Raw genomic sequence first — 22,253 nt, forward strand, 5'->3', positions numbered from 1 at the left:
GCTGTTTGTTCTTTTCCTGTGGCCAGTACTCCGGATTTATTGCATGGCGTCAAATCATCAACATGAAGACTGGTTGGAACTGCGGCGTGATGACGAGACCGGCATTGAGAGCGTTAACGCCCACTTTCAGGGGCATGCCTACGATCCTCACGATCATGATGAAATGCTGGTGGGCGTTACGCAGCAGGGCTTGCAGCGTTTCAATTGCCACCGCTCGCTGCATACCAGCCGGCCGGGGCGCGCCATACTGATCGAGCCGGGTGCGGTGCACGATGGTCATGCGCCGCAGGCCGAAGGGTTTACCTATGCGATGCTCTATTTGCCCCAGCATTGGGTATCCGCGGCGATGAACCGCCGCGGATTGGGCGACGCCTCGGTATTGGAAGGCGCGTTCCACAGCACGCTAACGGAGGATCCGATTCTGGCGTCCGCGATTCAGCAGGCCTTTTTTGCCCTTCATCATGGTGAAGGGCGGCTGGCGCGCGATCAGAGCCTGGACCATCTACTGACGCTTTTGGCGCGGCATATTCGCGTCATGTCGAGTCCCCAATGCGATGACGCTATGATTGAGATGAATCGTCTACGGGACTATCTGCACGCGCATATGGCGGATAATCCCAGTCTGGATGACCTGGCGCTTCAGTGTGGTCTGGACCGTTTCCGTCTGACTCGTCAATTTACTCGGGCTTTCGGCCAGTCGCCGCATGCTTATTTGGTTCGGTTGAGGCTGCGAGCCGCGCGGTTGTTGCTGGCGCAGGGGGAAGAACCGGCGCAGGTCGCCATGCAGGTGGGATTTGCCGATCAGAGCCATTTGGGCCGCTGGTTCCAGCGTGCCTATCGTTTATCGCCGGCGGCTTATCAGCGCCAGTGCACAAACGTTCTATACCGCTGACTCGCCGATCTTCGATGATGTGCTTTTAAGAGCACAACGGAGTAGAGCGAAATATGTTTGATACCAAGATAGCGTTTATCGTGCGTGACGATCTGCAGACCTGGCAGCGGTTGAATGTGGTGGCCTTTCTGGCGACGGGCATCGCCGCCGCCGCTCCGGAAATCATCGGCGAGTGCTACGTGGATGCGCAAGGCAGACGCTACGGTGGCATTTCTGGGCAGCCGATGCTGATTTTTGCCGCAGATCTGCCGGGTTTGCAAAATGTGCATCGCAAAGGGCTGGAGCGGGAATTGACGCTGATCCCCTATGTGCACGCCATGTTTTCGACCGGACACGATGAAGCCAACCGACAGGTTTTTCTCGCTGAGGACGCGGATAATCTGGATTTGGTTGGGTTGGCGCTACGCGGGCCAAAAAAAGCAGTGGACAAAGCGATCAAAGGGTTAGCGCTTCACGGGTGAAATGCCACTATGGCGGCATTCTCGGCACGCTAATATAAATAAAATTATTGAGCGCCGGGTTAAATAATCAAACAGGCGATTATTTAACCCGGCAAGTAATATGCTATTTATCCTATTAGGCGAGTAAAAACAACTATACTGAAACAGTTTCCCGCCTCGTAGTTATTCCTTTAAAGCTGAAACTTGATGATAAACCGATTTAATCACTGTTAAATCAATGAGGTTTATATGAAAACAGTTTTGCAGCATATCGAGATAAATAAAGAGAGCTACGCCCAACTTCCGCTATTTGAGTTTCTGCGCGATGAACGGCGCACGCCGCAGGAGCGGTTGGCATTTCTGCCGCACATCGCGTTTTTTATTATGGCTTTTTCCGATCTGAATAAGTTCGTGCTGCGTGACGAAACGCCATCTATCGATAGTTATCAACGTAAAGTCAATGCGCACACCTATGAAGATGACCATCACTGGCCGTGGTACCTCGAGGATCTGCACAAACTCGGATACAACCGCTCCGCTACGCTGGCCGCACATTTGGAAGGGCTATGGAGCGACGGCACTCGGGAGAATCGGCTATTGACCTATCGGCTGTGCGCGCTGATAAGCAGCCTCAGCGGGCTGGAGCGGATCGTGGTGATTGAGGCCATCGAAGCAACCGGCAACGTGCTGTTTGGGTTGACGACACCGCTGGCCAACCGAATTCAGCAGGCAACCGGCGTTGAACTGCGTTATTGCGGCGAATTTCATTTAGCGCTGGAGACCGGCCATGCCCAGCATCAGGGGCAGGATGATCTGGCCGAGACGACATTGACCGATGCCGTCAGGCAACGTTGCATTGCGCATGTCGATCGCGTTTTTGCCTGGTTCGGCGATTTTACGCATGAGATGCTTGCGAACATCAAGGCGTCTGAAAGATTGGCAAACCCGTACTAGGTCTGAAAACTCTGCAGCCAGACGGCGAATTTCCTCACCACCTCATCGTCCCGATCGCGCAGCAGCAGGGAATAGATGCCGGTTCTGATGGTCAGCGTCGGGAACGGCGAGACCAGCCGGCCGGCCGCCAGGTGCTTGGCGCAGAACAGGTAAGGCACGACGGCCAGCCCCAGGCCGTCCTCGGCTGCCTGAATGGCGGCGAAGGTATGATCGAGCGTGAGCGGCGGCGGTGAGGCGTCCAGCGCTGTCGGGTAAGCATTCAGCCAACTGCGCCATAAATCCTCACGGGCGCGGATGCGAATGGCGGTATGGCCGGCGAGATTGCCCGGCGCAATGACCGGCATGGCCTGCAAATAGCTCTGACTGCAGACCAGCAGGCTGTCTTCCTGCAGGAAAGGGAGCGCTTTCAACCCAGAGAAGTGCGCGGGATCGCGCCGGATCGCCACGTCAAACGGCGTATTGCGATCGATGGCGCCGATGCCGGTGGTGATATCAATGGCGACTCCCGGATGAATGTCATTGAACGCCGCCAGCTTCGGCATCAGCCAGTGCATGGTGAACGTCGGCAGGCTGTGCACCACTAGCCGCGGCAGGCCGGCACTCTCTTTCAGCGCGCTTTCCGCGGCAAACAATTCGCTTATCACCCGGGAGGCGGAACGGGAAAAGTTCTCGCCGGCCTGCGTCAGCCGCACGGACTTATGCCCGCGATAAAACAGCTTGATTCCCAGCTGTTCTTCCAGGCTGCGAATATGACGGCTAATTGCGCCCGTGGTGAGAAACAGCTCATCCGCAGCGGCGCTGAAGCTGCCAAGACGGGCGGCGGCTTCGAATGCGGACAGGTGCGGCAGGGAGTGGACTTTTTTCATAGGTTGAGTTTAGCTCAACCAAATGAGGGACGAAAGATCGTTTGTCAGCCGTTGATTTTGCTCACTATTATGGCGCATCCTTCCCGCGTTGCCGAGCGTGCCATGTTAAGCGTTGTCCCGTCTGTTATCCGTGTTAGTCGAGTCATCCTCACCTATCGATGGGCTGAGGGGCGGCACTGAATGCGGGCTTTCTATCTGCTTTGTGTGAGCCGGGCGGGCCTCTGTCTGGGCACCATGATGTTCGCCGGCGCGTTGCCGACCGTCCGAAACGAGTGGCAGCTCGACGCCGCCTCCGCCGGCACGGTGCAGACGGTGTTCAGCCTCACTAACGCCCTGGCGTTGCTGGTGGCTTCCTGGTGGTGCGATTCGTTGGGCGCGCGCCGGGTTTATCTGCTGTTCTCTTGGCTGGGCGCCGTGGCGTTGGCGTTGTTTGCCGCCTTTGCTCATTCGTATGTCGGCGCGTTGATATTGATGGCTTTCGTCGGCCTGACGCAGGGCGGGGCCTATACGCCGGCGCTGCTGTTGGCGATGGGAATGAACGGCCCGGCGCGACGCGGGTATGCCATCGGCCTGGTCCTGGCGGCCAGTTCGTTGGGATATTTCCTGTCGGTTTTCATCGCCGGCTGGAGCGCCATGCGCTGGGGATCCGGCGTGGCCTTCTCCCTGTGTGCCGCCGGCGCATTGCTGGGGGCGCTAGCCGGTTCGTTGGCCTTGTCCAGCTATCAGGAGCCGCGCCCGCACACCATGGGAAGGAAGGCGAAGCGTGAGCGCTATGGCATCACCTATGTGACCCTGCTGTTGCTGATCGGGTATATCGCCCATAGTTGGGAGCTGCTCGGCAACTGGGCCTGGGCGCCAAGCCTGGTCAGTGAAGCATTGAGCGGTTTCCCTCTGGATCCGCTGAGCGCCGGCTTGATCGTTGCGGCGGCGATCCACCTGGCGGGCATGCTCGCCACGTTGATTGTCGGCACCGTTTCCGACTATTTCAATCGCGCGTCGGTGCTGATGTTTATGGGCGCCGCCGGTGCGCTGGGATCGCTGCTGATGGGGTGGTCGGCGAGCTGGGGACCGGGCTGGACGCTGCTGGTGGTCAGCCTGGGCAGTTTCTTTATCCTCGGCGACTCTGGCGTGCTGTCGGCCGCCATGGCGGACAATGTGCCGCCGCAGCAGCTCGGCAGCGTGATGGGTTGGCGATCGCTGTTGGGATTCGGCATCGGTTCCTTCGCCCCCTTATCCTTTGGCGTCGTGATGGATGCCACCCAGAGCTGGAGCACGTCTTATGCCGTGTTGGCCGGCGGCGGTGGGGTAGCCTGTCTGGCGGCCTGGCTGCTGTGGCGTGAGGCGCGAGCATCATCAGATGAATGAGACAAAATCACGCATTGTTATCGCACTCTCCCATTACGGATTAGCGTTGTAACGCGCTCAACGTCGCTGCAGTTTTTTGCGCGGTCGGCGAGGCTCTTATATATTTAGTAGCATGCCTGAGGCAGGTTAGGCATGACGCGACGGCCGCTGGCCGCTGCAAGTACGACAGTTAATCCGTTCGCCAAGAGGCTGCGAGCCGGTGCTTTCGGTAGGGACAGCCGCCAATCGTTTTTACGGCGACCGAAGGCGGAGCAGCTACTCACAGGTCACGAGGACACTTACCATGCATAAGAGAACACTGGCGTCACTGCATTACGAAAACATGCCTTACGATGGGGTGCACTTTCATATTTTGAAACGGGAGACGCCTGGCCATACGGCGTTGCTGAAGCTGGATGCGGGCAGCCGACAACCGGCGCGCTTTCATCCGGGGTGGGTGAAGCTGATGGTGTTGAGCGGTGAGATGAAGGTTGACGATCAGACGCTGCAACCTCATGAAATGTTAATTATTCCCGCCAATACCGCCTATACGGTGCAGGCTATTACGGAAGTGATTTGTCTGGCGATTTCCGAACTGGACGGCGCCGAACTGGCCCGTTGATGGGATAACGGCAATGGATAGAGGAGAGCCTAGGCGCTCTCCATATCCATTCAGCGTTGAGCCGCCCCCCAGGCTGAGCTGTCTGCTGATTGATGCGTACACCTCCTGACTTATGCCACCGCGCTTTCCCTTTCCATCACTTTCGGCCACGTCGCCCCCGCAACGTGCCGCCATTGCGCAGCGCCTGCGCAACGTCATCGCCTCCGTTTTACGCAGAACGATGAAATGTTGGTGTAAATAGTGTGTTTCTTCGCATAAGGCCCCTGGTGTGGCTTGCGAGAGCGTCACTATATGGAGGATCATGCGACCTCTCTATCAAATAAAAGACATTCGCGTTATCAAAAGGGACAAACGACCATGGGATTCGACGTCGACAACGCCGAAATAAAACGCATCGACCTCAGCGGCCACGAAAACTCCGCGTTCGAGGTGACGGGGCTGGTGAAACACTATCCGGCGGGCTTTGTCATTCCTTATCACTCGCATAAACGCTGCCATTTGCTCTATTCGCAACAGGGCGTGATGGCGGTCGAGGCGAGCTGCGGGCGTTGGATCGTGCCGCCTACCACCGCAGTCTGGCTGCGGCCGGGGGTAGAACATCAACTGGTCATGCAGAGTAACATTTGCGTTTACGGGATTTTTGTCGATGAATTTACCGCTGAGCGGTTGCCGTTGCGCGATGGCGTCTTGCAGGTGTCACCGCTGCTGCGCGAGCTGATCGCCCAGCTGGCGACGTTGGCGCCAGAGGGCGAGGAGACTAAACGCCACGCGCTGCTCAGAGCCTTGTTCCTGGAGGAGCTGAGCCTGCAGCCGCAGCTGGCGCTGCATCTTCCCTGGCCGATGGAGGCGAGAATGGCCGAGATTTGCCGGCAGTTGGTCATCACGCCGGCCGACGATCGCGGCATTGAGATCTGGGCGGATTCATTGTCGATCAGTGCGAAAACCTTTCAGCGTCACTTCACTCAACAAACCGGCATCACCTTCGGCCAGTGGAAACAGCGCTTGCGGCTGCTGTCGTCGATTCCGCTGTTGCTGGCGGGCAACTCGATCATCCATGCCGCTTTCGAAAGCGGCTACGAGAGCCACAGCGCCTATTCAGTGGCGTTCAAAAAACTGTTTGGCGTTTCGCCTTCGCGCTTTACGCTATAGCCGTTCGCATCGCGCGCTTCTCCTATGGATTGAAGCAACCTAATGACGTATAAAGCAAAGCAGTCAACCGCCGAGGCCGCTTCCCGTGATAAAAGTTGTCCTGTATCTGATTCTTGCCGTGACGATCGCCATTATTGCGGCAAGAGCCATCTTTCGTTTGCCTGATATTTCCCAGCGTCCGCCACAGGCGGCATTGCCGGCGGATCCCGCTGCCCAACTGCCGGCTCGGGCCGCCGAACTGATGGCGGCACATCCGGGCCTGAGCGGCGTGGTGCCGCTGGTCAGCGGGCACGATGCGTTCGCCAGCCGCCTGGCGCTGGCGCGGATGGCGGAAAGGTCGATCGACGCTCAGTACTATATCTGGCATAACGACACCTCCGGGCAGATCCTGCTGAAAACCTTGTATGACGCGGCTCAACGCGGCGTGCGCGTGCGTCTGCTGTTGGACGATAACGGCGTCGCCATGGACGAGACTCTGGCGGCGTTGAACGCCCAGGAAAACGTCGAGATCCGCCTGTTCAACCCGTCAACGGTGCGCACGCCGAAGCTGGCCGGCTACGCCTTTGACTTTATGCGCATGAACCGGCGCATGCATAACAAGTCTTTCATCGTCGACGGCGCCGTGGCGATCATCGGCGGCCGCAACATCGGCGACGAATATTTTCAGGTCGGCGACGAAAACTATTTCCTCGATCTCGACGTGTTGAGCGCGGGCAGCGTGGTGGCGGAAACCGCCGAGGTCTTCGACCGCTACTGGAACAGCGCCTCGGTGTTTGGCGTTGAGCAGATTATCAAGGGCAAAGGCAACCTCTCGGCATTCCTGACGCAGGCCGCCGCGACCGAAAGCAGCGAACGCGCCCGCAAGCTGGCGGTGCAGTTGGAAACCAGCGCGGTGCGCTTCCGCGATGGCGCCGTACAGCCTGAATTCACGACGGTGCAGCTGGTGGCCGACGATCCGGCGAAAGGTCTGGGCAAGGCCGCGCACGATCGTTTGATGGTGACGCAGCTCGGTAAGATCATCGGTGGCGTCAACCAGCAGTTGGAGCTGGTTTCCGCCTATTTCGTACCGGGGCGGGAAGGGGCGGCCTTCTTTGAATCGCTTGCCAGGCAGGGGAAATCCATACGCGTGCTGACCAACGCGATGAACACCACCGACGTGCTGGTGGTCCATGCCGGCTACGCCAAATACCGCCGCGATCTGCTGCAGGCGGGCGTGGAACTGTTCGAGCTGAAGCTGCGCGCCGGCCAACCGACGGGGCGCAAGGAGCTCAAACCGCTGGGGCTGTCCGGCGCGGCGCTGCACGCGAAAACCTTCGCCATCGACGATAAACGGGTGTTTATCGGCTCGTTCAATTTTGACCCGCGCTCGGCGCACCTGAACTGCGAAATGGGCTTTTTGATCGACAGCCCGACGTTGGCGGCCGACACCCGCCAACTGTTTGATGGCCCGCTCGAGTACGCCGCCTATCGGCCAGCATTGACACCCGAGGGCAAAATGGTGTGGAACGAAGCCTTCGAAGACGGCCACACCGAGGTACACCAGCAAGAGCCCGGCGCCGGCTGGGTAAAACGCATCGTTCTCACCGTGGCCGGCTGGCTGCCGATCGAGTGGATGCTGTAACGGCGGTGAATGCCGCCGCCGCCCGTTGAGTCAACCGTTGCAAGGGAACCAATCCTGCGCTTATCGGTTGGCTTCAGCATCACCAGAGAGTTTAAAAGTAAACAACACTGTTTCATTAACGCTGCCTGGTACCCAGCAGCTGCGTGCGATAGCGCTTTTGGTGTCGCGATAGAATTCCGGTGTGCCCGTTAGCACGATATTTCTGGCTTTACCCTTATCATCAACATCAAATGTTGCGCTCACTTCGCCTTCACGTTTTTCAGCCTTCGCAGAGGCGGAATAGTATGGCCGCTCATAAAAGACTTGTCCGTCGCATCCCAGGTTAGGCGGTTGCTTTGCCATTGGAACATTGCTGCCTGCACGCCAGGCATAGACGCAATCGTTCACCGCACTGGCTTTTTCACAGCCATCAGGTTGCAATGGCGCGCAACCGGCAAGTGCCAGGCTCAGCGAGATGAGGGTGAATCGTGACATGGCGTTTCCTGCATGTTCTATCAATCAGATAACGCATATTTTCGCTTAGCACAGGGTATTTAGAAAGAGAAATCATGCAGCTTTCGCTAGGGTATTAATCATTCTTTTCTTAAGCTAATACTCTATTCGAAAATATGAGGGTAAATAGTTGTTCGGGGTGGGGTTAATTCTTTGGTTAATTATATCTATTATTTTACTTTACCATTGAAATTATTGGAGATAACAATTGTTTCACAGGGCATTAAAATAGAAAAAATAACCAATTAGATTATTATTTCTTGTAATTTCCTCGACAAAAAACAAAGGATCTTCCACCATGCGCATGATGAAAGCCGCCGCCTTTATCGAAAGGGGGAGAATAGAACTCATTGAAAAACCGATTCCTTCTCCTGGCCCCAACGATGCTTTGCTCAAAATAACCACGACGACAATCTGCGGTACCGATATTCATATTCTTAAGGGTGAATATGCCGTGCCTCACGGACTGACCGTGGGACATGAGCCGGTTGGGATTATAGAAAAGCTCGGGAGCAATGTTAAAGGCTTTAAAGAAGGACAGCGGGCGTTGGCCGGTGCCATTTGCCCCTCTTTTACGTCCTATGCCTGCCAGGATGGATTTCCCGCCCAGGATGGCGCCTACTTGCCGGAATGTCCTTGCCATGGATATAAAGCCACGGCGGGTTGGCGCTTCGGCAATGTTATCGACGGTACCCAGGCTGAATATGTACTGGTGCCTGATGCTGAAGCCAATTTGGCGCTCATACCGGACGGTCTGACGGATGAACAGGTGCTGATGTGCCCGGATGTGATGTCTACCGGTTTTAAAGGCGCGGAAAATGCCAACATTAAAATTGGTGATACGGTGGCCATCTTCGCCCAGGGGCCGATCGGTTTATGCGCCACTGCGGGCGCTCGCCTGCAGGGCGCCAGCCTGATTATTGCCATCAGCAGCTCTCCCGAAAAGCTGATGATGGCGGGAAAGATGGGGGCAAACGTCATGCTGAATTACAAGGAAACCGATGTGATTGATGAAATATTCAAGATTACGGCGGGGCGTGGTGTGGACGCCAGCATCGAGTGTTTGGGGACGCAAGCCACCTTTAATCAAGCGCTGCGTGTCTTAAAACCTGGCGGGACACTGTCCAGCCTCGGCGTCTATAGCGACGATATTCAATTGCCTGTCGAGGCGTTCGCCTATGGGCTGGGCGATCATACGATTCGTACGGCTCTGTGCCCTGGCGGTAAGGAGCGGATGCGCAGAATGATGAACGTTATCCAGCATGGCGGTTTGGATCTCACACCGTTCGTGACGCATCGTTTTCAGCTGGAGAATATTGCCGAGGCTTACCACCTGTTCTCTGAAAAGCGCGATGGCGTGATTAAGTTGGCGATAACCCCGTAACGGTGCAACACAGGATGAATCTGGCGCAGCGGCCGCAACCGCTGCGCCTGGGGTTACCTGCTGATCGTCTGTTGCAGCGCCTGAACGGAGGAGGCGATCCCGGCATCGACCGACATGGTCAGGTCTTCCATCTCCAGCGACACCCAGTCGTTATAGCCCGTCATGCGCACCACCGAGAAGAACTCCTTCCACCACTGCAGATCCCGCCCGCAGCCGACGGCGACGTAATTCCAGGCCCGACCGGCCACGTCGTCGATTGGTTTGGTCTCCAGCAGCCCGTTAACCTCGACGATGCCGCGCTCAAGGCGCACGTCTTTGCCGTGCACATGGTGAATGGCGGGGCCGAGGGCGCGGGCTACCGCGATGGGATCTGCCCCCATCCAGATCAGGTGGCTGGGATCGAGGTTCAGGCCTACCATCGGGCCGACCGCGTCGCGCAGCCGGAACAGCGTCTGCGGGTTCCACACCAGCATGGCGCTGAAGTTCTCCAGCGCGAACCGTTCGACGCCACACTCCCTGGCTTTGTCGACCAGTGTGCGCCAATAGGGGATCGCCACCTCATTCCATTGATAGTCCAGACAGTTTTTTACCGTGGGCGGCCAACTGACGGTATAGGTGATCCAGTTGGGGATGGTGTCATGCGGGCTGGCCGGCGGCAGCCCGCTCATCATGACGATCTTTTTTACCCCCAACAGGCCTGCCAGCTCCAGCGTATTGTCGGTTTGTCGCAGATGGAGCCGCCCCAGCTCGCCCGGATCCAGCGGGTTGCCGGAGACATTGAGTGCGGCGATTTCCATGCCGCGGCTGGCCAGCGCCTGCTGCAGCTGCCGGCGTTTGGCCGGGTTAGCCAGCAGATCGTCGGCATCCAGATGGGGGGCCGGAGACCAGCCGCCGGTGGTCATTTCCACGCCGAGCACCCCCAGTTCCAGCAACCGGTCCAGCATGGGCTCGAAGGGCAAATGGCCCAGGCTGTCGGTACAGAATGAAAGTTTCATGGTGTTTTCCTTATAGGTAATTGACCCAGGTGGCGCCGTTGTCGGCGGAGCGAACGCAGTTTTCAATCCAGCGCACGCCTTCCAATCCGGCGTCGATATCCGGGTAGATCAGCGTGGCCAGCGCTTGCCGATCGCCGCGCTGGCTGGCGCTGATGGCGATGGCGAACTTGAGGTAGATATTGGCCCAGGATTCGGCCAGGCCTTCGGTATGCAGCGCGCCGAGCCGCTCTTCGGCCAGCGCGCTGTCGTCCAGATAGGGCATACCGTGGTGCAGCGTTTGGTTGGGCCGCCCCTGGATCTCATAGCGCAATTCGCCGGGCGTGGAATCGCTCCACTGCAAGCTGGCGCGTGAGCCCACCACGCGGATGCTTTGGCTGTCCATTGCGCCCGCATTGACGGCGGAGGCCCACATGCGGCCGACGGCGCCGTTTTCGTAGTGCATGAGCACCATGGCGTTGTCTTCCAGCGGGGCGCGGGAAGGAATAAAGCTCTGGCGATCGCACAGCAGGGAAGCAATCTTCATGTCGGGCATCACCAGCTGCGAGATGTAGAAGGTGTGGGTAGAGATGTCGCCCAGCACAAAAGAGGGACCGGCGATTTTCGGATCGACACGCCACTTTTGCGCTTCGAACGTGTCCGCGCTTTCGTTGGCATTGAAGCCGTGGGTGTACTGCAATTCGACCATGCGTATTTCGCCGATGTCGCCGTTCGCGATCATGGCGCGCATCTGCATCAGCAGCGGATGGCCGGAGAAGCCGTAGGTTACGCCGACGATCAGCCCTTTCTCCGCCGCCAGCGCCTTGATTTCTCTCGCCTCCGCCGTGGTGAAGAACAGCGGCTTTTCGCAGATGACATGCAGGCCGGCATTCAGCGCGGCGCGCGTGATTTCATAGTGGGTGCCGTTGGGGGTGGCGATGGTCACCACCTCAACGCCATCTTCGCGGTTAGCTTCTTGCTCCAGCAACTGTTGATAGCCGTCATAGCAGCGTTCGGCGGGCACGCCGAGATTGACGCCAAACTCACGTCCGCGCGCCGCGTCGATATCAAAGGCGCCGGCAACCAGCCGATAGGCGGTGTTGTCGCGCAGTGCGCCGGAACGGTGCTTGTAGCCCACCTGGCTGAGGCGGCCGCCGCCGATCATCGCCCAACGCAGCGGGCGAGGGATGCTTCTTTCACCATTTAACATGCTGACTCCTGATACTGTGGCTTTGCACTCGGGTGCAAAATGGGTTGAAAAAGAGAGTGGCAACGGCTTATTTCTGGTTCATCTGCGCGAATTGCGGGTAGTTTTCTCGCGTCACGGTGGCGTAGGGTATCCAGTTATAGGGCTCGGTTTTGGCGTGATCCAACATCGCTCGGGTCACCTGCACCGCGCCGATCGCCTGGGCTTTGGCATCCTGGAAAATGGTCACCGCCAGGTCGCCGTTTTTGATAAATTGCAGGCCGTCGGGCGTGCCATCGATACCGGCAACCAGCACGCCATTCTTTTTGGCCTGCTTCAGCGCCATGATCGCGCCGATGGCCATCTCATCGTTGTTGGCGGCGATCGCATCGATCGGCGTGCCGTTCAGCAACCAGCCGGAAACCACGTCGACCGCTTCGTTGCGCTGCCATTTGGCGGTCTGTTTCTCTACCACTTTCAGGTCTTTGTGTTTGGCGATCACCGCTTCTACCGCACGGGTACGTTCGCGGGTTTCTTCGTTGGATAGGGCACCCATCAGGATCGCCACGTTGCCGCGGTAATTCATTTTTTTCGCCAGGGCCTCCATCTGCAGGCGGCCGCTGAGCGCCGAATCGGAGCCGACGTAGGCCGTCGCGCCGCTAAGCGGCACTTCGGGCTTGCGGTTGACGAAGATAAGGGGGATCGCGGCGCGTTGGGCGGCCGTTATCATCGGCTGGACGCCTTGCGTATCGACCGGGTTGAGGATAATGGCATCCACGCCCTGATTAATCAGATCGTCTACCTGCTGCACCTGCAGGGCAACATCGCCCTTGGCATCGACGAACTGGCCTTGCAGCTGCTGCGCAGCCAGTTCTCGTGCCATTTGGCTGCGCAGGATGGAGACGAAGTTGAGATCGAAGTTGGCCAGCGCCACGCCGACCTGGTAGGTCTTGGCCTGGGCGGTCACGACAAACAGCGAGCAGGCTAACATCAACAGCAGTCTGGTTTTTTTCATTACGGTATCCTGTTGAGAAAAGAGGCGTTGTAGGCAAACAGCGAATTTGCAACCGGGTGCAAAGCAGAAGGCAAAACGGCCGTGAGTCTCTGAATGCCACCGTGAATGTCGGCCATGGATAAAATTTGGTCAACTGGGGAAAGGTGAAAACAGCGTAGACGATCACAAACTGTTTACATTTTGCACCCGGTTGCACAACGAATTGCAATCGGGTGCAAAAACAGCACATAATTGCAGCAGGCATGTCGACGGGCGCTTAGGGGATCTGAGCGAACAGGATATAGTTTGACTTCACCGAAGCAGGGATCGACACAATCATGATGAAACACCACAAAGCCACCGCCAGCGACGTCGCCGAAAAGGCCGGCGTTTCCAAATGGACGGTATCACGCGCCTTTACGCCCGGCGCGTCGATCTCGGACAGCGCGCGTGAAAGCGTGCTGGCGGCGGCGGCCGAGCTGGGTTATCGGCCGAACCTGCTGGCACGTAGCCTGTCGCAAAAACGCACGCACATCATCGGCGTGGCCATCGACGAGATGAAGAATCCACATTCGATGATGATGCTTGATATGGTGACCAGACAGTTGCAAACCCGCGGCTACATGGCGCTGCTGCTGAACATCACCGCCGGAGAAAATTACCGGGCGGTGATGGCGATGGCCGATCAGCTGCAGGTCGATGGCATTCTGTTCCTGGCGACCGTGTTAACCAAAGAGTGGGTGGCAATCGCGCAAGATCTGCATCAGATCCCGCTGGTGCAGGTGTGTCGCAATACGGAAAGTGAACACATTGATGTGGTCAATATCGACGGCTACCGCGCCGGCGAAGAGATCGCCGCGCTGCTGATTGAGCAAGGCCACCGGCGCTTTGGCTACATGAAGGGGCCGGACACGCAAAGCAGCCATTTACTGCGTATGGAAGGCTACCGCGACAAGCTGCTCGCTGCCGGTTTTCAGCTGGATAGGGTACTCACTGCCGGCCACTACGATCGCCAGCGCGGTTTTCAGTTGATGAGCGAATACCTGCAGGCCACGCCGGAAAGCGAGCGGGTTGCGGCGCTGTTCTGCGAGAACGACGTGCTGGCCTTGGGGGCGCTCGAAGCCATCAGGCAAACGGCGCCATCGTCAGCCATAGCCGTGGTAGGTTTCGACGATATCGACGAAGCCGGCTCTGCCAATTGGGCGCTGACCAGCTATAGCCAACGCATCGACCGGCTGGTCGAAGAGGCCTTGAATCGCCTGATCGACAATCGCGCCACGGCAGACGGGGCCTGGCGGCATGGGGAATTGCGAGTTCGGCGGTCGCATGTGAAAAATAGCTGAGGGGAAGACGGGCGTGAGAGCCTCTGCCTATATTGGAATGCAGTATTCAATCTCAATGTTTTTCATGTCATAGGCGCTGGTTGGTGACTCATCGATTGAATATTTGATGACATCATACCCATTTAAACGATTGAGTCCCTTCAACGGCAGCCATGTATCGTAAATATGGCAAATGAATTCATTAAGCTTCTCGGCCACACCCTTATAATAGAAGCAAGCGTACATGCCGCCAGGAATGTTAATGGCATGGAGATCGGGATATTCATCGCCTTGTTCGTCACCCTTTACGCAGGTGACGTAACTAAAGTCAACGGAGTCTATTTTTTTCTCGCCTGCGTGATAGTTTAGCAATCCGACGAGGTTTTTAGGCCGGCTGGTCAGCGCTGAAATAAAATTAACCCAGTATTTCATCCATAGCTGCAACTGCCCATCATCAATACGACACCTGGGGTAAGAGTAATAGTTAAATCGCCCCAGAAGCCGTATCTCTTGCTGTAGCACGATATTCATCGGCGGTACATTAATTAACTCGAGACGTATTGGTGGGCACATCCCATTATAGGGCCAGGAGGGGGTTTTCCTGTAAACGGCAGGGGTCACCTGGAATTGACGCTTAAACGAGCGGGTGAATGCTTGCACCGAATCAAACCCGTGATCCCACGCAATGTCAGTGATTGATTTTTTTGACAGCCTTAATTCAAATGCTGTATGAGTGAGACGTCGCTCACGAAGATATTGCCCGAGAATCTTCCCGGTCTCCTCTCTAAATATCCGCTGAAAATGCCATTTTGAGTACCCGGATCGGCAAGTAACTTCATCTAACGTGAGCCTGCCAGAGATATTTTCCTCAATCCAGGCCAACATTACCCTGACCACTTCGGCTCTATGCATATTATATCCTTATCCATTGGTCGCTGAATTCATCGCCCTGACTTTGGAGGGCGGCATACCAAACCAGCGTCTGGATGAAACCGTAAGGACCGATTGATCGGCAAAACCGAGCAAAGGTGCCAACTGTGACAGCGGCATACGGGTTTGCGTGAGAAAACGAAATGCGATTTCCTGGCGGACTTCATCACGGATCAGGTCAAAAGTCGCGTTTTCTTCGGCCAATTTTCGTTGCATTGTCCGTGGGTGTAAAAACAGCAACTCCGCAATTGAAGACTTGCTTCCACCGGATGTTCCTATCGTGCAATGCAGGGCTCGACGGACACGACTCACCATCGATAATTCCGGGTTGCCGTAGTGCATCTGTAGATATTCCAGGGCAATGCGTTTCAATGCCGGGTTAATATTATCGATTTTGCTGCTCAAGGTTTTCGGCGATACGTGTAGCCCAATGTATTCGTGCTCAGGATAAATGACCGCTCGGCCAAAAAAACGCTGATAGGCGCCGTAATCCGGTTTCCCTTCATAAGGGAAGGTTATCGCCAGTAACTGATAATTTTCTTTGGCAAAAGACTTGAGCATATGGTGCATTCTGCCCAGACATTGGTCGATAGTTTGCCGAAACATAGGTGCATTAGGCACGCCGATCTCAATACGCACTTCAACAGAATCGGGAATGAGTGGGCTTGGTTCAACCAGGCCAAGATGAATCGCGGTGCTATGCACATACATATATTGTGAAGACGTATACATTGCTTCATATACATTTGCTGAATGGCGTATAGCCAGAGCAAGAGGACCAACAATATCAATATCTTGCTGTGCGGCGAGCCTCAGGCCAAGATCAAAATGCTGTGAGGCAGATGCGCTATCTTCCATGAGTTGCATCACGGGAATCAACGGCACCAGCGCGTCATCGACTTCGCCTAAATCCTCGGGTAAACCATGTTTGTAAAGCAGTGGCAATGGGTCGACGCCAAGGTCTTTCATGAGGCTGGAATAACCTTTCATGCCGGTAGAACGTACCATCATCTTTGCACCTCAGCGTACGGTAAGAGTGACGTCATTATTTCTTGATTTCACAAAATCCGCCATTGCATATTCCTGTCTCCGCTTGTGAGGCCAGCAGAGCCACTTGGTCACGCAGCACATTGATAAACTCATTAACTTCACGGGCGCCAGACACCGTAGCGCTATCGTTGATAACAAAGTAGGGCACGCCACGGATGCCACGATTACGGGCATCCCACTCATCAAAGCGCACTTCATCAGCAAAAAGATTATTCTCCAGTACGTCATCGATCTTATCTGCAGGCAAACCGATCTCGAGCGCTAGCGCCCGAAGGACCTGTTGATCGCCGATGTCTTGTCCCTCTGTGAAATAAGCCTTCAAAAATCTTTCTTTGGCTTTGTCTCCTAATTCATAAAACTTTGCCAAATGGATCAAGCGATGGACATCAAATGTATTGCCTGGCTTGGCAATCTCCCACTGGAAGTCCAGCCCCATACGGCTGGCTTCCTGCTCCTCGTGTTTCAAGATCGCCAAAGCCCGTTCCCGGCTGATCCCATACATCTGGCTCATCGTTTCCGGCAGAGAGACCCCGTGATAGCGAGGAGAATCTGGGCTTAGTTCAAAACTGTGCCATTCGATCTCTGCCTGGATACCTGTTTGCTCTAAAGCGGCTTCCAATTTCCGCTTACCGATATAACAAAATGGACAGATGACATCAGACCAAATATCTATTTTCATTGTTTATCTCCAGATAGGGCGGTCGCATCACTCGATCGACCGCATCAGATTAGCGCTCAATATCGCTGCCGCGCAGTAACACTTTACCTGGCGCATGCTTGGTGCCGATGGCTTTTGCAATATCGCCAAGGTCATAGACAGCGGCTACTGGCAGATTCAACCCATCTTTTTGGGCCAACGTTATAATCTCTGAGATCATTCGTGATCGGTATTCGTCGCTCAACGCAGCGAATTTCCGCAACCCCCAGAAACCGCGAATGATGGCTTGTTTGAAAATGACATCCTGATAGTCAATATATAGCGGTTGATTGCTCATGGCGCCAAACACGACCAGCGTGGCATTATCATTCATGATGCTCAACATTTCCCCGGTGAGCTTTCCCGCCACAGAGTCCAGCCCAAAGAGCAGTGGCTCCCCGTTTAACGCCGCCTTTATGCGCGATTGCCAACCCTCTATTTCCGTATTTTCAACCACGTCAACGCCGAGTTCTTTTAGCTCTTGCACCTGATGCTCTTGATTGACCAGACCAATAACCCGGATCTGGCGAGAGGCCGCCAATAGCGCAAGGTTCTTGCCTACGGCTCCCGCGGCGGCACTCAAGATCATCCATTGACCGCTTTTAACGCCCAGGTCATCTAACACAACGGTTGCGCTTGATGGCATAACGAGTAATTGGGCCGCCAGTTCATCACTGATATCATCCGGAACCGGCAAGAGTGTGGCGGCGGGTGCGACAAAAGCGTCGGCCCAAGTGCCGATGGCCCCCGATACGGCTACGCGCTGGCCAACTTTCAAGTGCTTCACATCTGCGCCAACCTCGATAACACGGCCGAGAGCTTCGGTTCCTGCTCGGGCAGGTAACTCCGGTTTGATGCCGTAGGTACCAGAAATTTGCATCAGGTCATGGTTGTGAATCGGTGAGAGAACCATCTGCAACAACACTTCGCCGGCTTTTGGCTTCGGGCGAGAGGTTTGTTCGATACGAATAACTTGCTCTGGCTGGCCAAGAGAGTCATGTATAGCAATGCGCATTATTTATGCTCCTTATTGTTTAATAGGTTAAAAGTATACTTATCAGCGGCCCCGTGTTCTTGATGTCACGAGTCGTATTTTTGTGTTTACGAGACACAAGGGGTGAAGTGCAGTCAATCAATAGGGTTGAAACAGGTATTTTTCTGTCGGGGCTGTCAGCTGAACGTTAAATAAAGGCGGACCCGCATGCATTTTTCTGCGTTACCATGGGTCGCAATTTTTCTCAGATTTCACGTAGCGCGATCAAAAAAGGAGGGTATTTTGACCCATTCTGCAGTGTTGCTGAGTCTATTCCAGACGCTTGAAGTTGAACTGCACCAGTCAACGGTGCGCCGCGATCCGCAGCGTGTTGCGGCATTGTTGCATGAAGACTTTGAAGAGATTGGTCGTTCAGGCCTACGTTATGACAAATGCCAAACCGTTGCGGCGCTGGAGATGGAAACGGATTATCCGCCGATTTTCGCCGCAGGCTTTAAGCTGGCGAAAATCAGTGAAGGCGCCGTGTTGCTGACGTATAAAAGTTTTCAGCGTGACGCGCAGGGCCGCGTCGTTCGTTGCACCGAACGCTCATCGATTTGGCTCCTGACGGAAAAGGCGGGTTGGCAGATGCGCTTTCATCAAGGTACGCCGACTAAGGGCTAAACTGAGATGATGAAACTGAGATGTGTCGATAGATGGGCTTAAACATAAAAAAGGATATCAGTCTGATAAGCCTTGAAGGTGAGGTGAGAAAGGACGGGCAGGATAACCCCGGTGCGTACCCAGTAATTCCATTTAACATAATATACATTATGCGCACCAGGGTAAGGATACAGGGATTCTGGCGTCCAGGCCTGATTCATGGGGTTTCTCCTGCGGCCAACCAAGTCCGCACCAGCTGCTCATGCCTTTGAACAAATTCGTTTTTCAGCCGGCCATAGGCCTCTGGTTTTTATCTACAGGCTTCCGCAGTCTCCGCGTATTGCTGAGCAACACCATGATGCTTGCGCAGATAATCTCTGAACGCCAAATGTCTGATCGCCTGTTCACTTCCCGCAGTAAATACATGCACGTGATGCGTGCGATTGTCGTTTCCCTTGATGTCGTAACGCCTGCCGGCAATCCCGTTCTCGCCACGCGACGTTGCCGTTCTCGCCAGCCACTATCTCGCCATCTTTATAACGTTCCACCCATAAGCTTTGGCCGTGCTGATGCGCGCTGCCATTGTCCACTTCATTAATGATGACCGGACATGATTTTCAATGGCGTATACCTGCCGGTATTGGTCAGGAACCCCCTGCTTTTTTGATCGCGCTACGTGAAATCTGAGAGAATTCGGCAGCTACGATACTGCAGATTTCTCCCAAACGCGTCTCTTAAACGGGCACTATTTGCATGCTAAATGCACATGGCGTGTGTTTGCATCGCTTCCGACACCAATCACGGTATTGGCTATACTGAATGGGACATTTTTCTGCATCCTTCAGGAGTATTTCCATGTTTGATCATGTGAAATTTGGCGTTAGCGACTTCGCCCTCAGCAAAGCGTTTTTCCTCACTGCGCTGGCGCCGCTGGGCGTAAAGGTCGTGGCCGAAGGTGAACCCGCATACGGCGTTGAAATGTGTCCCGATCGAGGTAACGTTTCCTTATGTCTGTTTCAGACCGATGAAAAACCTGCGCATCTGCACCTGGCATTTGCCGCCAGCAGCCGTGAACAGGTCGATGCGTTCTACCATGCCGCGTTAAACGCCGGCGGCAAAGACAACGGCGCGCCCGGTTTGCGGCCCCAATACCATGCTCACTACTATGCGGCATTTGTGATCGCCCCGGATGGCCATAATATCGAGGCGGTTTGCCATATCTCGCTGGATTAGTGATTTTTTCAGTTAAAACAGCACATTAACTAAGTAGCTACCATCTCTATTTAACATAACACAAATGTGACGTCTTCACTTAGCGTTACCCTGTCACGTCAATCCACTCTGCTCCGGTGATGCTGGCGAGCCGTTGTGGCGCAATTCTCACGCCTGAATTATCGCTACCGCCTGCCGGAAGCACTTCATCGTAATCACGCAGGCTGCGATCGCAGTAAATTCTGACCGATTCCAGCGCGGCAAAGGGGCAAACGCCGCCGGGCGGATAGCCGGTCAGCGCCTCCACCTCCTCTGCCGGCAGCATGCGCGCCTTTACGCCGAAGTATTGCTTGTACTTTTTGTTGTCGATCCGGGCGGTTCCCGCCATCACCAACAGCACTACGCCGTCGTTCACGCGAAACGACAGCGTCTTGGCGATCTGCCCACTCTCAACGCCAAAGGCTTCCGCCGCCAGCGCCACCGTCGCGGTGTTCTTTGCCAACACCGTTACCGCCGCTTCCGGTGCGTGCTCGGTCAGAAATCGCTGAACGCGTTCTATGCTCATGCCCTTCCTCCTGGTATTGCTAACCCATTGATAATGCCGAAGTGATGGTTTCGGTTTTAACATCGCATGCTAAAAATGAGAATCAAAATTGTTCAAATCGCTGAATCTGAACAAAGCTTTAAGAGGTCAATGCCCTTTTTACTCATCATTTTTCATGGAGATACCTGAATGACCACGCAAACGACAGCAAGGCCTTCAGCGGCTGCGGTGGCCGTCTATGAATGGCTCAACCCGATACCCTACGGATTTTTCACTGCGGCGCTGATTTTCGACATTATCTATGCCTGCACGGCGAATATTCAGTGGGTCAATGGTGCCGGTTGGCTGATCGCCATCGGCCTGGTTTTTGCCATTATTCCCCGGCTGATTAACCTGGTGCAAGTGTGGTTCGGCAGCAGCCGCCGGCTGGGAGCATCGGTCAAACTCCACTTCTGGTTGAATCTGATCGCCATCGTTCTCGCCATCGTCAACGCTTTCGTGCATAGCCGTGATGCGTATGCCGTGGTGCCGCAAGGTGTGGTGCTGTCTGCCATCGTGGTCGCGCTGCTGAGCCTGGCTAATATTCTGCTGGCCCTTGCTGCCCGTGCAAAATAAGGAGGTTTTCATGAAGCTATCATCCCTGGCGCTCTCTCTGGCTGCCGTTTTGGCACTGGCAGGTTGTGATAACAGCGCCGTCATTTCGCCAGAGCAACAAATGGGCCCGGATCCGACGTTGCCGGCGGCGCAAAACTTCCTGATCCCGCCGATGCAGGTGCCTAAGGGCGTGGGCTGGCAACAGAACCAGATGCCGAAAGTGGCCGAAGGCTTGAAAATCGAAAAGGTGGCGGACGGTTTACTGCATCCGCGCCAGTTGCTTACCCTGCCCAACGGCGATGTGTTGGTAGTGGAAGCCAACGGGCCGGGCACCGAAGCGGTAAGCACGACCAAGCAACTGATCGCCGGCCTGGTGAAAGGCCAATCCGGTAAAGGCGGCAAAGGCGGCAACCGCATCACCCTGCTACGCCCCACTGCCGACGGCAGTTGGGAAAAGCATGTTTTCCTCGAGGGGCTCGATTCCCCATTTGGCGTCCAGCTGATTGGCAACACGCTGTACGTGGCCAACACCGGCAACATCATGCAGTACGCCTATCAGCCGGGTGAGACGCGCATCAGCGATGCGGGTAAAGAGCTGGCCGACCTGCCGGACACAATCAATCACCACTGGACCAAGGCGCTGTTGGCCAGCCCAGACGGGAAGAAGCTGTATGTCGGGGTGGGTTCCAACAGCAACATCACCGAGAACGGCCTGGCCGTAGAGTACCGGCGCGCCGCCGTGCTGGAAGTCGACACCGCCTCCGGCGCCAGCCGCATTTTTGCCAGCGGCCTGCGCAACCCGACCGGGCTGCAGTGGGAGCCGCACAGCGGCAAGCTGTGGGCTATCGTCAACGAGCGTGACGAGATCGGCGCCGATCTGGTGCCGGACTACCTGACCTCGGTGCAGGACGGCGGGTTCTACGGCTGGCCTTACAGCTACTTTGGTCAGCATGTCGATCGGCGGGTGCAGCCGGCGCGGCCGGATCTTGTGGCGAAAGCCATCAAGCCGGACTACGCGCTCAGCTCGCACGTCGCGCCGCTGGGGCTGCTGTTCTACACCGCGAGCGCTTTGCCGGCCGACTATCACGGCGGCGCCTTTATCAGCGAACACGGCAGTTGGGATCGATCGCCGCTGAACGGCTACCGGGTCAGCTATGTGGCGTTTGAACAAGGCAAGCCGGTTGGCAAGCTCAAAGCGGTGGTCACCGGCTTTGTCTCCGACGACGAGAAGGAACTCTATGGCGCCCCGGTGGGGTTGGCTGTCGATAAGACCGGCGCTTTGCTGGTTGCGGATGACGTCGGCAATACCGTTTGGCGCGTCAGCGCCAAATAAGGTTAACGGTCGGGTTCAGG

At 55.9% G+C, this 22,253-nt stretch carries 24 protein-coding genes and 1 pseudogene; 13 read left to right on the forward strand and 12 right to left on the reverse strand.

The genetic code is table 11. The annotated features are described in order from the left end of the window. Positions 1 to 43 precede the first annotated feature (43 nt). The 3 genes from ATE40_RS08835 to ATE40_RS08845 all read left to right on the forward strand — a co-directional run bounded on the left by ATE40_RS08835 (position 44) and on the right by ATE40_RS08845 (position 2,286). Positions 44 to 892 carry an AraC family transcriptional regulator gene (locus tag ATE40_RS08835; protein WP_063919461.1) on the forward strand — a complete coding sequence of 283 codons (849 nt, stop codon included), beginning with the start codon at positions 44 to 46 and terminating at the stop codon, positions 890 to 892. 53 nt (positions 893 to 945) lie between these two features. After that, positions 946 to 1,353: a DUF2000 domain-containing protein gene (locus ATE40_RS08840; protein ID WP_019455349.1), complete on the forward strand. Its 408-nt coding sequence runs from the start codon at positions 946 to 948 to the stop codon at positions 1,351 to 1,353. Positions 1,354 to 1,581: 228 nt separating this feature from the next. Beyond that, positions 1,582 to 2,286 (forward strand): hypothetical protein, encoded by a 705-nt coding sequence (locus tag ATE40_RS08845; protein ID WP_063919462.1) that lies wholly within the window; start codon positions 1,582 to 1,584, stop codon positions 2,284 to 2,286. Here ATE40_RS08845 and ATE40_RS08850 read toward each other — a convergent pair. After that, positions 2,283 to 3,152 carry a LysR substrate-binding domain-containing protein gene (locus tag ATE40_RS08850; RefSeq protein WP_063919463.1) on the reverse strand — a complete coding sequence of 290 codons (870 nt, stop codon included), beginning with the start codon at positions 3,150 to 3,152 and terminating at the stop codon, positions 2,283 to 2,285. The genes ATE40_RS08845 and ATE40_RS08850 overlap by 4 nt on opposite strands. 180 nt (positions 3,153 to 3,332) lie before the next feature. On the opposite strand from ATE40_RS08850, the gene ATE40_RS08855 reads away from it, so the two are divergent. From ATE40_RS08855 to ATE40_RS08870, 4 genes are all read left to right on the forward strand, one after another. Continuing rightward, a complete protein-coding gene (locus ATE40_RS08855) occupies positions 3,333 to 4,517 on the forward strand; it encodes an MFS transporter (RefSeq protein ID WP_244889076.1) in 1,185 nt (394 codons plus the stop codon). A 283-nt stretch (positions 4,518 to 4,800) separates the two neighbouring features. Then, complete coding sequence (locus ATE40_RS08860; protein WP_019455354.1) at positions 4,801 to 5,118, forward strand: cupin domain-containing protein; 318 nt, start codon at positions 4,801 to 4,803, stop codon at positions 5,116 to 5,118. 357 nt (positions 5,119 to 5,475) lie between these two features. Beyond that, positions 5,476 to 6,267, forward strand: coding sequence for an AraC family transcriptional regulator (locus tag ATE40_RS08865; RefSeq protein ID WP_019455355.1), 792 nt, complete (start codon positions 5,476 to 5,478; stop codon positions 6,265 to 6,267). Between the two features lie 157 nt (positions 6,268 to 6,424). Next, positions 6,425 to 7,888, forward strand: a complete 1,464-nt coding sequence (locus ATE40_RS08870; protein WP_230328904.1) for a phospholipase D family protein — start codon at positions 6,425 to 6,427, stop codon at positions 7,886 to 7,888. 60 nt (positions 7,889 to 7,948) lie between these two features. On the opposite strand, the gene ATE40_RS24150 is transcribed toward ATE40_RS08870, so the two are convergent. Beyond that, positions 7,949 to 8,362, reverse strand: coding sequence for an energy transducer TonB (locus ATE40_RS24150; RefSeq protein ID WP_071532856.1), 414 nt, complete (start codon positions 8,360 to 8,362; stop codon positions 7,949 to 7,951). Positions 8,363 to 8,678: 316 nt separating this feature from the next. Between ATE40_RS24150 and ATE40_RS08875 the strand changes: the two genes are divergently transcribed. Continuing rightward, a complete protein-coding gene (locus ATE40_RS08875) occupies positions 8,679 to 9,764 on the forward strand; it encodes an NAD(P)-dependent alcohol dehydrogenase (protein WP_063919465.1) in 1,086 nt (361 codons plus the stop codon). A 53-nt stretch (positions 9,765 to 9,817) separates the two neighbouring features. On the opposite strand, the gene ATE40_RS08880 is transcribed toward ATE40_RS08875, so the two are convergent. The 3 genes from ATE40_RS08880 to ATE40_RS08890 form a co-directional block, all read right to left on the reverse strand. Further along, positions 9,818 to 10,759, reverse strand: a complete 942-nt coding sequence (locus ATE40_RS08880; protein WP_063919466.1) for a sugar phosphate isomerase/epimerase family protein — start codon at positions 10,757 to 10,759, stop codon at positions 9,818 to 9,820. Positions 10,760 to 10,769: 10 nt separating this feature from the next. Then, on the reverse strand, positions 10,770 to 11,945 hold the full coding sequence (locus ATE40_RS08885) for a Gfo/Idh/MocA family protein (RefSeq protein ID WP_063919467.1): 1,176 nt from the start codon (positions 11,943 to 11,945) through the stop codon (positions 10,770 to 10,772). A 67-nt stretch (positions 11,946 to 12,012) separates the two neighbouring features. After that, entirely contained in the window at positions 12,013 to 12,936 is a 924-nt protein-coding gene (locus tag ATE40_RS08890) for a substrate-binding domain-containing protein (RefSeq protein WP_063919468.1), read from the reverse strand. A gap of 317 nt (positions 12,937 to 13,253) precedes the next feature. Between ATE40_RS08890 and ATE40_RS08895 the strand changes: the two genes are divergently transcribed. Then, positions 13,254 to 14,258, forward strand: a complete 1,005-nt coding sequence (locus ATE40_RS08895) for a LacI family DNA-binding transcriptional regulator (protein ID WP_063919469.1) — start codon at positions 13,254 to 13,256, stop codon at positions 14,256 to 14,258. 27 nt (positions 14,259 to 14,285) lie between these two features. Here the strand turns inward: ATE40_RS08895 and ATE40_RS08900 are convergent, their stop codons facing one another. Genes ATE40_RS08900 through ATE40_RS08915 form a run of 4 tightly spaced genes read right to left on the reverse strand, consistent with a single transcriptional unit; the run spans position 14,286 to position 17,929 of the window. Then, a complete protein-coding gene (locus ATE40_RS08900; RefSeq protein WP_063919470.1) occupies positions 14,286 to 15,149 on the reverse strand; it encodes a helix-turn-helix domain-containing protein in 864 nt (287 codons plus the stop codon). A 9-nt stretch (positions 15,150 to 15,158) separates the two neighbouring features. Further along, entirely contained in the window at positions 15,159 to 16,178 is a 1,020-nt protein-coding gene (locus tag ATE40_RS08905; protein WP_211129810.1) for an AraC family transcriptional regulator ligand-binding domain-containing protein, read from the reverse strand. A 34-nt stretch (positions 16,179 to 16,212) separates the two neighbouring features. Continuing rightward, positions 16,213 to 16,896 carry a DsbA family oxidoreductase gene (locus ATE40_RS08910; RefSeq protein ID WP_063919471.1) on the reverse strand — a complete coding sequence of 228 codons (684 nt, stop codon included), beginning with the start codon at positions 16,894 to 16,896 and terminating at the stop codon, positions 16,213 to 16,215. A gap of 49 nt (positions 16,897 to 16,945) precedes the next feature. After that, positions 16,946 to 17,929 carry a zinc-binding dehydrogenase gene (locus ATE40_RS08915; protein ID WP_063919472.1) on the reverse strand — a complete coding sequence of 328 codons (984 nt, stop codon included), beginning with the start codon at positions 17,927 to 17,929 and terminating at the stop codon, positions 16,946 to 16,948. A 261-nt stretch (positions 17,930 to 18,190) separates the two neighbouring features. Between ATE40_RS08915 and ATE40_RS08920 the strand changes: the two genes are divergently transcribed. After that, positions 18,191 to 18,571, forward strand: a complete 381-nt coding sequence (locus ATE40_RS08920) for a nuclear transport factor 2 family protein (protein ID WP_063919473.1) — start codon at positions 18,191 to 18,193, stop codon at positions 18,569 to 18,571. Between the two features lie 38 nt (positions 18,572 to 18,609). Here ATE40_RS08920 and ATE40_RS24655 read toward each other — a convergent pair whose 3' ends face one another. Together ATE40_RS24655 and ATE40_RS24155 are read right to left on the reverse strand one after the other, a co-directional pair. Then, on the reverse strand, positions 18,610 to 18,771 hold the full coding sequence (locus ATE40_RS24655) for a hypothetical protein (RefSeq protein ID WP_156785420.1): 162 nt from the start codon (positions 18,769 to 18,771) through the stop codon (positions 18,610 to 18,612). Positions 18,772 to 18,884: 113 nt separating this feature from the next. Next, positions 18,885 to 19,052 (reverse strand): annotated as a pseudogene (locus ATE40_RS24155) (GrpB family protein); the annotation flags it as partial. A gap of 353 nt (positions 19,053 to 19,405) precedes the next feature. On the opposite strand from ATE40_RS24155, the gene ATE40_RS08925 reads away from it, so the two are divergent. Then, entirely contained in the window at positions 19,406 to 19,783 is a 378-nt protein-coding gene (locus ATE40_RS08925) for a VOC family protein (protein WP_063919474.1), read from the forward strand. Between the two features lie 85 nt (positions 19,784 to 19,868). Here the strand turns inward: ATE40_RS08925 and ATE40_RS08930 are convergent, their stop codons facing one another. Further along, positions 19,869 to 20,327, reverse strand: a complete 459-nt coding sequence (locus ATE40_RS08930; protein WP_063919475.1) for a YbaK/EbsC family protein — start codon at positions 20,325 to 20,327, stop codon at positions 19,869 to 19,871. A 168-nt stretch (positions 20,328 to 20,495) separates the two neighbouring features. Between ATE40_RS08930 and ATE40_RS08935 the strand changes: the two genes are divergently transcribed. Then, positions 20,496 to 20,921 carry a DUF2231 domain-containing protein gene (locus ATE40_RS08935; RefSeq protein ID WP_063919476.1) on the forward strand — a complete coding sequence of 142 codons (426 nt, stop codon included), beginning with the start codon at positions 20,496 to 20,498 and terminating at the stop codon, positions 20,919 to 20,921. Positions 20,922 to 20,931: 10 nt separating this feature from the next. Further along, on the forward strand, positions 20,932 to 22,233 hold the full coding sequence (locus ATE40_RS08940) for a PQQ-dependent sugar dehydrogenase (RefSeq protein ID WP_063919477.1): 1,302 nt from the start codon (positions 20,932 to 20,934) through the stop codon (positions 22,231 to 22,233). The last annotated feature ends 20 nt before the right edge of the window (positions 22,234 to 22,253 follow it).

It is taken from the genome of Serratia surfactantfaciens (genome assembly GCF_001642805.2).
In the GTDB taxonomy this organism is placed as follows: domain Bacteria; phylum Pseudomonadota; class Gammaproteobacteria; order Enterobacterales; family Enterobacteriaceae; genus Serratia; species Serratia surfactantfaciens.